The sequence below is a fragment of the Oceanobacillus caeni genome, from assembly GCF_042678465.1.
Lineage (GTDB): Bacteria > Bacillota > Bacilli > Bacillales > Amphibacillaceae > Oceanobacillus > Oceanobacillus caeni.
This window is the reverse complement of record NZ_JBHTKV010000002.1, coordinates 61,663-73,961: the sequence shown is the minus strand read 5'-3', so window position 1 is coordinate 73,961 and position 12,299 is coordinate 61,663. Positions and strand designations below refer to the sequence as shown.

Annotated in this window: 10 protein-coding genes and 1 other annotated feature; all 10 genes read left to right on the top strand. The window is 34.6% G+C overall.

Features of this window, described 5'->3' with window-relative positions; translation table 11 throughout:
- Positions 1-93: 93 nt before the first annotated feature.
- The 10 genes from ACFQ18_RS02860 (at position 94) to minD (ending at position 12,293) form a co-directional block, all read left to right on the top strand.
- The gene (locus ACFQ18_RS02860; protein WP_204797693.1) at positions 94-1,617 is read left to right on the top strand and encodes a LysM peptidoglycan-binding domain-containing protein; all 1,524 of its coding nucleotides are present in this window, start codon (positions 94-96) and stop codon (positions 1,615-1,617) included.
- 113 nt (positions 1,618-1,730) lie between these two features.
- Entirely contained in the window at positions 1,731-2,741 is a 1,011-nt protein-coding gene (locus tag ACFQ18_RS02855) for a protein kinase family protein (RefSeq protein ID WP_047183710.1), read from the top strand.
- Positions 2,742-3,111: 370 nt separating this feature from the next.
- Positions 3,112-3,343 (top strand) — a binding site (T-box leader).
- 86 nt (positions 3,344-3,429) lie between these two features.
- A complete protein-coding gene (locus ACFQ18_RS02850; protein WP_047183711.1) occupies positions 3,430-6,078 on the top strand; it encodes a valine--tRNA ligase in 2,649 nt (882 codons plus the stop codon).
- A gap of 250 nt (positions 6,079-6,328) precedes the next feature.
- A complete protein-coding gene (locus ACFQ18_RS02845) occupies positions 6,329-7,225 on the top strand; it encodes an SPOR domain-containing protein (RefSeq protein ID WP_060667948.1) in 897 nt (298 codons plus the stop codon).
- 176 nt (positions 7,226-7,401) lie between these two features.
- Entirely contained in the window at positions 7,402-8,091 is a 690-nt protein-coding gene (radC, locus tag ACFQ18_RS02840; protein WP_047183713.1) for a RadC family protein, read from the top strand.
- 199 nt (positions 8,092-8,290) lie between these two features.
- Positions 8,291-9,331: a rod shape-determining protein gene (locus ACFQ18_RS02835; RefSeq protein ID WP_047183714.1), complete on the top strand. Its 1,041-nt coding sequence runs from the start codon at positions 8,291-8,293 to the stop codon at positions 9,329-9,331.
- Positions 9,332-9,343: 12 nt separating this feature from the next.
- Complete coding sequence (gene mreC / locus ACFQ18_RS02830; RefSeq protein WP_047183715.1) at positions 9,344-10,222, top strand: rod shape-determining protein MreC; 879 nt, start codon at positions 9,344-9,346, stop codon at positions 10,220-10,222.
- Positions 10,219-10,746, top strand: a complete 528-nt coding sequence (gene mreD / locus ACFQ18_RS02825; RefSeq protein WP_047183716.1) for a rod shape-determining protein MreD — start codon at positions 10,219-10,221, stop codon at positions 10,744-10,746. The genes mreC and mreD overlap by 4 nt, the downstream gene beginning before the upstream one ends.
- Positions 10,747-10,813: 67 nt before the next feature.
- On the top strand, positions 10,814-11,500 hold the full coding sequence (gene minC, locus ACFQ18_RS02820) for a septum site-determining protein MinC (RefSeq protein WP_047183717.1): 687 nt from the start codon (positions 10,814-10,816) through the stop codon (positions 11,498-11,500).
- Positions 11,493-12,293, top strand: a complete 801-nt coding sequence (minD, locus tag ACFQ18_RS02815) for a septum site-determining protein MinD (protein WP_047183718.1) — start codon at positions 11,493-11,495, stop codon at positions 12,291-12,293. The genes minC and minD overlap by 8 nt, the downstream gene beginning before the upstream one ends.
- Positions 12,294-12,299: the final 6 nt, after the last annotated feature.

Genomic DNA, 12,299 nt, shown 5'->3' with positions numbered 1-12,299 from the left:
GCTTTTTTCATGCATAACCAAATACACTTTCTCATATAAATGATTAAGACACATTAAGCATATTGGGTAATGCTTAGGAGGGAGGAAGTCAGTTTGTCGGCTGATCAATCGGTATTTACTTTTGAATTAAATGAAACCTTATACTTTGAAAAAGGACAGGAAATAGAAGAGTTACGTGGAATATCATTGGAACCTGAAATTACAATACAAACGAATGAAGATTATATTTCCATTAGAGGTGTAATAGAATTAACGGGAAATTATAAAAAAGCAACTACTATAGAAGATCGTTTAGAAGAATTCAATCATGAAGCGAAGAGGTATATAGAAAGTGTAGCGGATACGGATGACGAAAATGCAGAGTTCTCACATCGATTCCCAGTAGAAATATCTGTACCTACCTATCGTGTAGGTAATTTAGATGACGTAATGGTTAGTGTGCAGGCATTTGATTATGAAATACCTAAACAAACTCAACTTAAAATGTTTTCTACAATAGCTATACATGGTATTAATCAAGAAGCAGGAATTAGTAGAGTAGAAGATGATAGCGTGGAAGATGCTTATCAAGAACCTTTAGATAAACAAGAAGATGTGTTAGGTATTTCAGACAAAGTGGTGGAAGAAGAACCTGTTTTATCGGAAAGAGAGGCAAAATACACATTTGAATTTGAAATTAAACAAAAACAACAAGAGCAAGAGGAAGAACCCGAAATTGCAAGTAAAGCAGAAATACCTGCTTTAGAGGAAAGTAGAGATGAAGAAGGGCAAGCGGAAGAATCGGAAATTGCAAGTAAAGCAGAAATACCTGCTTTAGAGGAAAGTAGAGATGAAGAAGGGCAAGCGGAAGAATTGGAAATTGCAAGTAAAGCAGAAATACCTGCTTTAGAAGAAAATAGAGATGAAGAGGAGCAAACAGAAGAACCCGAAATTGCAAGTAAAGCGGAAACTCCTACTTTAGAAGAAAATAGAGATGAAGAGGAGCAAACAGAAGAACCCGAAATTGCAAGTAAAGCGGAAACTCCTAATTTAGAAGAAAATAGAGATGAAGAGGAGCAAACAGAAGAATCCGAAATTGCAAGTAAAATAGAAACTCCTACTTTAGAAGAAAATAGAACGGAAGAGGAGCAAGCAGAAGAACCCGAGATTCCGAGTATAACGGAAACCCCTACTTTAAAAACAGATAGAGATGAAGAGGAACAAATAGAAGGGGTAGAGCCCGAAAAGCCTGTAGAAGAAGGAAGATGGTCATTTAAAACTCAGACGCAAACTTTAGCTGAATTCTTTAACAATCATAAAGAAGTCTCAAATACAGAATCATCCGAATTACAAAGCGAGAATGTTGAAGAAGAGGTGGAGGCTGAGTCCTTAGAAACAGAAGGTGAACATGAATCTAGAGATAAAGGGGACATTACTTACTTATCTGATATTTTCCGTAATTCAAGTGAAGAAGAATATACAAAAATGAGGCTTTGTATCGTTCAGAAAGACGACACAATAGAAACGATATCTGAACGGTTTAAAGTAAGTCCATTACAAATCATAAAACAAAATCAGTTAGAGGATGATTTTGATGTAGCCGAAGGACAGTTACTTTATATTCCTTCTAAAAAGTAAACTCTAATTAAAATGTGAACAGAGACACCCCTTGAAATTATTCAAGGGGTATCTAATTTTAGCAGATTCAAAAGTAAATATTAAAGTCAAGTATTCTATAAGGTGGTGGTATAATGACGGATAATATTAATAATGTACTTGCTGCGTATAATATCCATCCACTAAAGATCAATCAAGTAACATCTCAACTCTATTATATTAAAGATTATAATAGAGAATACGCGTTAAAAAGAAGTGGTTTAACAGAAGACATGGTGAAACAATGGGAAACGATTTATCGATATTCAAACACCCAAAATCTTGATATGGTGCTACCAGTATATTTAACAAAAGAAGGTAATTTGTATTATCGTCATGAACAATCCATATTTTATTTGTCTCCCTGGATTAATGATACAAATAGAGAAAGGGATATGAACTGGGTTTCTAACTTCTATGAATCGTTGGCAAAATTACATTGGAAAACGAAACGGATTCAAAAAATAGATATAGAAACGGTTTCCAATCCATTTTTTTCTTTTCAAAACTATTGTAGGGAGATGGGAAAGCAATTACTCACATTTATTCACCAATTCGAAAAAAAGCAGTATATGTCTCCGTTTGAGCTGCTTGTCTGTACTCATTTTCGTGACATAGAATATGCATTTGTTGAAGTGGATAAACGAATTAATCGCTTTATAAATGACCATGAGGAAGATAATTTAACATGGAGTTCTTCACTATGTCATCATAGATTAGACCATTCACATATTAAAAAATCATACTTTATTAACTGGGAATCTGCGCGTTTTGATAATCCTGTTATGGACCTGATCTTATTTTTTCAAAATGAAATTGGTAGTTTCAATCCTTCTACTGAACTTTATATTGACAACTTTTCCTCCTACACAGATATTAATGAATTAACGTTACCAGAACTTCAATTTTTATCCATTTATTTACTTTCGCCAACGAATTATATACAAAATATTAATGACTATGTGAGTGGTGTACGTAATTTATCAATGATACAACACGTAACAAACATTCAATATGAATACAGAAAAATTATTTTTGGATTACAATGGTCGGCGTTTATAGAGAAAGAATATGAAACGTTAGATTTAGATGATTTAGAAGTTTAAATCCACCGTAAATAAAAGCATATTAAAATCCCGATTAAAATCCCTAATAATATTAAATCGAAAAAGGATGGAAAGAAAATTGTCCGAATGAGTTGAAAAAGTAAAATGGGCAATGTCACTCTTTCTAAAATAAAAACACATTTTCTTGCCCACGGTGGTAACTTATATCGATAATATCTACCCATTATAATCACCTCATTTTCCACAATAAATTGTTTATTATTTCCATGGGATAAGGGTAGTAAATACCCCACTAATGAAGAATCACTATATAATATGTATACTTACACCATATTTGTGAAAAAATAGGAATATATAATTTGACGAAAGATAAACTAAGCTATAAAATATGGATAATATATAGTATTAATCAAATGCAGTGATTGGGAAGAGTACAAAATAATACCTTCAGAGAGGGAAATCTAGTGCTGAAAATTTCCTAGGAATACTTATTTTGGAAGGTCGCCCATGATGCAGCTTCTTTGAACTTGCAGTAGAAGAAGCCGGTAATATGCCGTTATGTGAATGAAGTGTATTAATTCAATTTTTGGAATTAATAAACAAAGGTGGTACCGCGAAAATCAATCCTTTTCGTCCTTTTATGGATGGAAGGGTTTTTATTTTGCCACGAAAAGTAAGTAGAAACATTTAGTCCTACATAAGACAAAAAGTATTAGGAGGTAATACTATGAGTGATAATGAATATTCAAATCTTCCACCAAAATATAATCCTCAGGAAGTAGAAAAAGGGCGCTACCAATTTTGGCTAGACGGTAAGTTCTTTGAAGCGACAAATGATCCGGAAAAAGAACCCTATTCTATTGTTATTCCACCACCAAATGTGACTGGGAAATTACATTTAGGACATGCTTGGGATACAACGATGCAGGATACAGTATCCCGAATGAAACGTATGCAAGGGTATGATGTATTGTGGTTACCGGGAATGGACCATGCGGGGATTGCTACCCAAGCAAAAGTAGAAGCTAAATTGAAAGAACAAGGAAGAAGTCGTTATGATTTAGGTAGGGAAAAATTCTTAGAACAAGCATGGGAGTGGAAAGAAGAGTATGCTGACTTTATCCGCTCGCAATGGGAAAAGCTTGGACTTGGCCTAGATTATTCCCGTGAACGCTTTACATTAGATGAAGGATTATCAGATGCGGTAAAAGAAGTATTTGTAAAATTATATGAAAAAGGGCTTATTTATCGTGGTGAATATATTATCAATTGGGACCCAACCACTCAAACGGCTCTATCCGATATTGAGGTAATCTATGAAGAAATACATGGTAAATTCTATCATATGAAATATCCGATAAAAGATAGTGATGAGACGATTGAAATAGCTACTACTCGTCCTGAAACAATGCTAGGGGATACAGCTGTTGCTGTCCATCCTAAAGATGATAGATATAAACATTTAATTGGTAAAACAGTCATTTTACCAATTGTGGGTAGAGAAATAGAAATAGTGGCTGATGAATATGTGGATATGGAGTTAGGTTCTGGGGCAGTTAAAATTACACCTGCGCATGACCCAAATGACTTTGAAATTGGTAATCGACATAATTTACAACGTATTCTCGTGATGAATGAAGATGGTTCCATGAATGAAAATGCTGGAAAATATCAAGGATTGGATCGATTTGAATGTAGGAAACAAATCGTGAAAGATCTTCAAGATATGGGAGTACTATTCAAAATTGAGGAACGTGTCCATCAAGTTGGTCACTCTGAACGTAGCGGAGCGGTTGTAGAGCCATACTTATCGACTCAATGGTTTGTTAAAATGCAACCATTAGCAGACGAAGTTATTGAATTGCAAAAAGATCAAGATAAAAAGGTGAATTTTGTACCCGAAAGATTTGAACGAACTTATCTAGGTTGGATGGAAAATATTCGTGATTGGTGTATTTCTCGTCAATTATGGTGGGGGCATCAAATTCCTGCTTGGTACCATAAAGAAACTGGCGAAGTGTATGTCGGAAAAGAAGCTCCAGCTGATATTGAAAATTGGAGACAAGACGAAGATGTGTTAGATACTTGGTTTTCATCAGCACTTTGGCCATTTTCTACAATGGGCTGGCCTAATGAAGAATCGGAAGACTTTAAACGTTACTTCCCAACGGATGTTCTTGTAACGGGATATGATATCATTTTCTTCTGGGTAGCACGGATGATATTTCAATCTAAAGAATTTACCGGAGAAAGACCATTTAAGGATGTTTTAATTCATGGATTAATTCGTGATGCAGAGGGTCGTAAAATGAGTAAATCCTTAGGTAATGGGGTTGACCCAATGGATGTTATCGATAAATATGGTGCAGATTCGTTGAGATACTTCTTATTAACCGGTTCGACACCAGGTCAAGATTTGCGCTTTTATTGGGAAAAAGTCGAATCTACATGGAATTTCGCGAATAAAGTTTGGAATGCTTCTAGGTTCTCTTTAATGAATATGGAAGGATTCACTTATGAAGATATTGATTTATCCGGTGAAAAATCACTTGCGGATAAATGGATATTAACAAGATTGAATGAAACAATCGAACATGTAACGAAGAATACAGATAAATATGAATTTGGTGAAGCTGGCCGTCACTTGTATAATTTCATTTGGGATGAATTCTGTGACTGGTATATCGAAATGGCAAAAATACCATTATATGGATCGGATGAAGAGAAGAAAAACACAACACGCTCTGTGTTGGCATATGTACTTGATCAAATCATGCGTATGCTTCATCCATTTATGCCATTTATTACCGAGGAAATTTGGCAAAAACTTCCTCATCAAGGGGATTCCATTACAGTAGCTAGTTGGCCAGAACCAAGAGAGGACTTTCATGATGAGCAAGCTTCAAACGAGATGAAACGACTAGTTGCCATCATTAAATCTGTTCGTAATATTCGTGCTGAAGTAGATACGCCAATGTCTAAATCCATTAAGATGCTAGTTGAAGCTAAGGATGAAAATATTTTAAGAGAATTAGAACAAAATAGAATGTACTTAGAACATTTCTGTAATCCTAGTGAATTGGTTATTGCTAAAGATATTGATGTACCTGAAAAAGCAATGACTGCGGTAGTTACAGGAGCAGAAATCTATTTACCGCTCGAAGGTTTAATTGATTTTGATAAAGAAATAAAACGTTTAGAGAAAGAACTTGAAAAATGGAATAAAGAAGTAGAGCGTGTTCAGAAGAAACTTGCTAATGAAGGATTTGTAAATAAAGCTCCACAAGCAGTAGTTGACGAAGAAAAACGGAAAGAGCAGGATTATTTGGATAAGCAAGCAAAAGTAAAAACGAGACTTGAGGAATTACAAAATTAATGAGAATAGGGAATAGCGGATGTACGCTATTCCCTATTCTTTTCGTTGTCCAGGAAATTATAAAATTTGTATGGCTGTGGCTCACTTAGATATAGAAATAACCACGTCCGGCTCCAGCGCCATTGTTCTATGTCGAAAAACAGTATATTATGACATACGATTATTTGCTAGGGTGACAACATTCGTCTTACTTTTTAATTGTACTATGCTAGAGTGGGATAAACGACTCTAGCATAGGAAAGGGATACCAATGGACAAGAAGAAGCAAATCATTATCAAAGAGAACGGAAAAGTAATCAAGCAATACCCAAAACAAAATATCAATTCTTCTAAGCGTGAATCAGCTGCTACCCTTCACGAGTCAGATGATGATCCGATAAAAACATTTGAAAGAAAATCAGTCCTAACAGAAGCAACGCCGCATAAGAAAACTAGTAAAAATCCTTTATTAAAATCGATTTTAACTGCGGTTGTTTCTGCTATATTAATTGGTGGTATTTTAAGTGTAATCATGTTTCAAGTATTAATCGACGTAAAAGACGGTATTAATAATCAAGATTCATCAAGTGTTCCCTCAGCTACCCAAGCAGATAATGATAAAGAAAAAACGAATGAAGATAATTCTGCGAACACTGCAGAAACATCAAATTTCACCTTAGAATCGTTACATGGTTTTGTTTTACAAGCAGGTGTTTTTTCAGAGAAAAAGAATGCGGAAAATTGGGCGAAAAATTTTTCGAATAGTGGTTTACCAGTTATGATTTGGAACCGAGATGGTCAGTATTTCCTATTATTAGGTATCGCTGAAACAAAGGCACAGGCAGAATCTATCGTAAGTCAGCTAGATGATAAGCATGACTTGTATATAAAAGAATGGGAAACGAAACAAGGAAATGTTGGTTTAACCAAAGATGAGCAGGAATGGCTATTAGCATTTCAACAAAAATGGGAAGATAATGTAAAGCAATCGGATAACATTTCCAAAGATAATTGGGCAGAATTACCAAAAGTCAATAGTTCTGACAAATTGGAGCCACTAGTTAATCGTATCGAACAATTGAAATCTGATTCCGGGTTAAAAGGGCAAAAATATTTACTAGATTTAATGTTTGAATATGAAAAAGTAATCAATAAAGCAGGCAGTTAATAAAGATTGTCTGTTTTTTTGTTTTAACAAATATAAATGGTTCAATTTTAAAAAAACCTTCCAGTTTTTTAGTTTCTCTATAGGTGTACAACTTCAAAATTTACTTTTTAGTAACTTGTATGAAACTCCGAAAGTCAAGTATCATGGTGACTATATACTTGTAAGGGGGTTTTAAAATGTCGGGACAGACTATTATGATTAAAGATGTGCCTAAAGAAGATCGCCCACGCGAACGTTTATTAAAGCATGGAGCAGGACATTTATCTAATCAAGAATTACTTGCCATCCTATTGGGTAGTGGTACGAAGGAAGAATCGGTAATAACATTGTCTAATAGGGTATTAATGCATTTTGAAGGATTGAAATTGTTAACTGATGCTACTATCGAAGAATTGATGGCAATAAAGGGAATAGGTGTAGCAAAAGGTGTACTGCTATTAGCTACAATAGAGTTGGGTAAAAGAATGAATCAATATAAACCAGATGACAAATATATTATTCGTTCCCCAGATGACGGAGCGGATTATATTATGGAAGAAATGAGAAGCCTAAAACAAGAGCACTTTGTTGTTTTATTTCTTAATACAAAAAATCAAGTCATTCATAGACAAACTATTTTTATCGGAAGTCTAAACGCTTCAATTGTTCACCCAAGAGAAGTATTCAGAGAAGCAGTAAAAAGATCCGCAGCCTCTATCATTGTAGCGCATAATCATCCCTCGGGGGACCCCTCACCGTCACAAGAAGATATCCATGTTACTAGAAGATTAGTTGAATCCGGAAAGATGATTGGTATAGAACTTTTAGATCACTTAATTATTGGAGATAGAAAATTTATATCATTAAAAGAAAAAGGGTATTTATAACTATCCAATTTAGAATTTTTTTCGTATAATTATATAGACTAAAAATGTAGCGCCTCTTTCGATGTTATATTGAATTTGGCGCTTCTTAAGATGTAATGACGGTTTTGCATGAAAAAACAGGAATGTTTGCATCTTCCAAATTTAATCGATATAGTTAATCTGTTATACGTTGATGAAGGAACCAGAGAGGAAGATATATTTGGGACAATTGAGCTTTTCACAGGATTTCGGAATTGATTTAGGTACTGCCAATACATTAGTTTTTGTGAAGGGAAAAGAGATAGTAGTTAGAGAGCCATCTGTCGTTGCAAAAAATAATGAAACTGGTGAGGTAGAGGCAGTTGGAATAGCTGCTAAAAATATGATTGGTCGTACACCAGGGAATATTTCTGTTATTCGCCCGATGAAGGATGGTGTTATTGCTGATTACGATACGACTTCTATAATGATGAAATATTACATAAAAAAAGCGATGAAAAATCGTTCGTTATTTGCTAGAAAGCCTAATGTTATGGTTTGTGTACCTTCTGGGATAACAATGGTTGAAGAACGGGCTGTAATAGATGCTACAAAACAAGCTGGTGCAAAAGAGGCCTTTCCAATTTCTGAACCTTTTGCAGCTGCAATTGGGTCTGGCTTACCGGTTTGGGAACCAACTGGCAGTATGATTGTTGATATTGGCGGAGGAACAACTGAGGTAGCGGTTATTTCGTTAGGTGGAATTGTAACTAGTCAATCCATCCGTGTAGCTGGAGATAATATGGACGAAGCAATTATTAATTATATACGTAAACAATATAGTTTATTAATTGGAGAAAGATCTGCAGAATCCATTAAGATGGAAATTGGATCTGCAAATAATCAGTTAGAAGATGCCGAACTAGATATAAGAGGACGAGATTTAATAACTGGTTTACCAAAGACTATAACAATTACTTCAAAAGAAATTGCGACATCCCTGAAAGATACAGTGGATTCCATTGTTGAAGCCGTGAAGGCAACATTGGAAACAACCCCACCTGAATTAGCCGCGGATATAATGGATCGTGGAATTGTTTTATCTGGTGGAGGTGCATTATTAAAAAACATAGACAAAGTAATAAGCGATGAGACTAAGATGCCAATATTTATTGCGGAAAATCCTTTAGATAGTGTGGCAATTGGTACGGGAAAATCTTTAGAGTTTATGAAGCATTTTCGTTCCCATCCAAATGTATCTTCTCGTCCATCTACAAATTAAGAGGGTGTAGTAATGCCATTTTTTAGAAATAAACGTTTATTAATTTTTTTAATTGGATTTATTGTGCTAGTAGCATTAATTGGGTATTCCTTAAGAGATAGGGAAAATGTTACGATTGCTGAACAAATTATTAATGATACCGTAGGATGGGTTCAAAACATTGTTCATGTACCAGTAACATTTTTCACCAACATATTTACTAATATTGATGATATTAAAAATACGTATAGTGAAAACCAAGTATTAAGAGAGCAATTGGGAGAGTATAAAGGTTTAATTTATGAAGTTCAAGAGTTAAAAGATGAAAATAAAGAACTAAGAGATCAACTTGAATTAACGGAATCCGATTTATTAAGGGACTTTCGTACAATTCCGGCCATCGTTATTTCAAGATCTCCGGAACGCTGGTTAGACGAGGTTACTATCAACAGAGGAAAACAACATGGAGTTAGGAAAAACATGGTTGTAAGAACTGCTGAAGGAATGGTTGGAAAAATTCAAACCGTACAGCAATACACATCGAAAGTGCAATTATTAACTGGGTTTGACCAATTTAACCGTATATCCGCCATGATCTCCCGTGACAAAGGTAAAGATATTTTTGGGATGGTTGAAGGGTTCGATAAGGAGACAGGCACTTTAATGTTCCGAATTATTAAAGAGTCAGACAAAAATATTAAAAAAGATGAACTTGTCGTTTCTTCCGGTATGGGGGGAGTATTCCCAGCGGGTATTGTCATTGGAAAAGTAAAAGACGTAGTACCAGATAAATATGGATTAACTAGAACAGCATTAGTGGAACCAGCTGCTGATTTATATGATATTAACCATGTGATGGTATTAGACCGTGATGCAACAGAAACAGATGTTGGAGAGGAGGAAGAGGAATGAAACGAATATATATCCTTTTATTCCTCTTTCTGTTTCTTATTTTAGAAGGTGTGGCTATAAACTTTCTACCATCTAGTATTGTGTTAGGTGATAAAATGTTTGTACCACATTGGATTTTAATCGTTTTAATCTTAATAGAGATGTTCTTTGATAGAGGAAATTCCTATAATGCTCTTATTTATGCACTCATATTCGGCTTATTAATAGACATTGTTTATACTGGTATTTTAGGTGTATACATGTTTTCCTATGGTATAGTTATATATATGGTTCATGTTTCTAAAAAATTCCTTCATGGAAATTTTTTCGTAACTCTTCTATTCAGTATTCTTGGACTTGTTGTTAGTGACTTATTAATTACATTTATTTATGATTTAGTTGGGGTTATTACGTTCAGCTGGCAGCATTACTGGTTGAACCGTTTACTTCCAACGGTACTTTTGAATATAGTATTCTTTATTATAATATATTTCTTGTTAGTTAAAAGGTTTAATAAATGGGGAAGTGAATTAAGCTGGGATTAGTTTGATAGATATATTTATCCGCCAAAATAGATAGGCAAATGGCTAGGATTAATGAGGTGAACTTATTGTGCAAGATAAGAAACAATTAATCACAATAAAAGGAACGAGGGAAGGGCTAACTCTTTTTATTGACGAAACATGTTCTTTTAGTGAAGCCATTAAGGAGCTTCATGAGAAAATAAAAAAAAATAAACCAAAAAAAGAGGATCCCATTGTATCTGTTAAAATTAAATTAGGTAACCGTTATTTACAAGATGATCAAGATAGACAACTCAGTGAAATTATAAATGAGGTTAATGGTTTTCAAATTGATTCCATTGAATCCGAGGTAATTAGAAAAGAAGATGCTTTAAAATGGAAAGAAGATAGTGAAATAAAAGTTATTAATCGTATCGTTCGATCGGGTCAAGAATTAGAGGTAAAAGGTGATTTACTCTTAATTGGTGATGTTAATCCTGGAGGGAAGGTAATTTCGACTGGAAATATCTATATCATGGGGAGTTTATTTGGAATTGCTCATGCAGGTGTAGAAGGCGATCGTAACTCTTGTATCGTAGCTTCTTATATGAAACCGTCGCAGCTTAGAATAGCTGACTATATTAGTCGGGCTCCTGACTATGAATCCGAGGGCGTGTATATGGAGTGTGGTCTTGTAGATGAGGAACAAGACAAGATCATCATTGACAGGCTGCAAATTCTTTTACATAAGAGTAAAGAATTGGGCAGATTTGAAAGGAGAGTACAGAATGGGTGAAGCAATCGTTATTACCTCTGGCAAGGGCGGTGTTGGTAAAACTACTACATCGGCTAATATAGGAACAGCTCTAGCTTTAATGGAGAAAAAAGTGTGTTTAATAGATACGGATATTGGCTTAAGAAATCTTGATGTTATTATGGGATTAGAAAATCGCATCATCTATGATATCGTCGATGTTATAGAAGAACGTTGTAAATTAAAGCAAGCACTTATTAAGGATAAGCGTTTTGATTATTTATCATTGCTTCCTGCTGCGCAAACTAGTGATAAGTCAGCTGTTACACAAGAAGGAATGAAAAAGATAATAGCGGAATTAAAACAAGAGTATGATTACATAATTATTGATTGTCCTGCTGGTATAGAGCAAGGATTTCAAAATGCTGTTGCAGGAGCTGATCGAGCAATAGTTGTTACAACACCAGAGAAATCTAGCGTTAGGGATGCCGACCGGATTATTGGTTTACTAGAAAAAGAGGAAATGAAGGATTCGCCAAGGCTCATTATCAATCGTATTCGGAACCATATGGTGAAATCTGGTGACATGATTGATATTGATGATATAGTTCAATTACTTTCTATTGATTTAATTGGTATTGTTGTAGATGATGAAGAAGTTATTAAAGCATCCAATAGAGGGGAACCGGTTGCTTTAACCCCAAATAGGAAGGCATCCATAGCTTACCGTAATATTGCACGTAGAATTTTAGGGGAAACAGTCCCATTACAATCATTAGAAAATGAAAAAGGTATGTTTCAAAAAGTGAAGAAATTTTTTGGAATAAGATCCTAATTTAAA

Coding starts and splice junctions, on each gene's coding strand:
- ACFQ18_RS02855 (WP_047183710.1), top strand. CDS start 1,731: ATGACGGATAATATTAATAATGTACTTGCTGCGTATAATATCCATCCA.
- ACFQ18_RS02850 (WP_047183711.1), top strand. CDS start 3,430: ATGAGTGATAATGAATATTCAAATCTTCCACCAAAATATAATCCTCAG.
- ACFQ18_RS02845 (WP_060667948.1), top strand. CDS start 6,329: ATGGACAAGAAGAAGCAAATCATTATCAAAGAGAACGGAAAAGTAATC.
- radC (WP_047183713.1), top strand. CDS start 7,402: ATGTCGGGACAGACTATTATGATTAAAGATGTGCCTAAAGAAGATCGC.
- mreC (WP_047183715.1), top strand. CDS start 9,344: ATGCCATTTTTTAGAAATAAACGTTTATTAATTTTTTTAATTGGATTT.
- mreD (WP_047183716.1), top strand. CDS start 10,219: ATGAAACGAATATATATCCTTTTATTCCTCTTTCTGTTTCTTATTTTA.
- minD (WP_047183718.1), top strand. CDS start 11,493: ATGGGTGAAGCAATCGTTATTACCTCTGGCAAGGGCGGTGTTGGTAAA.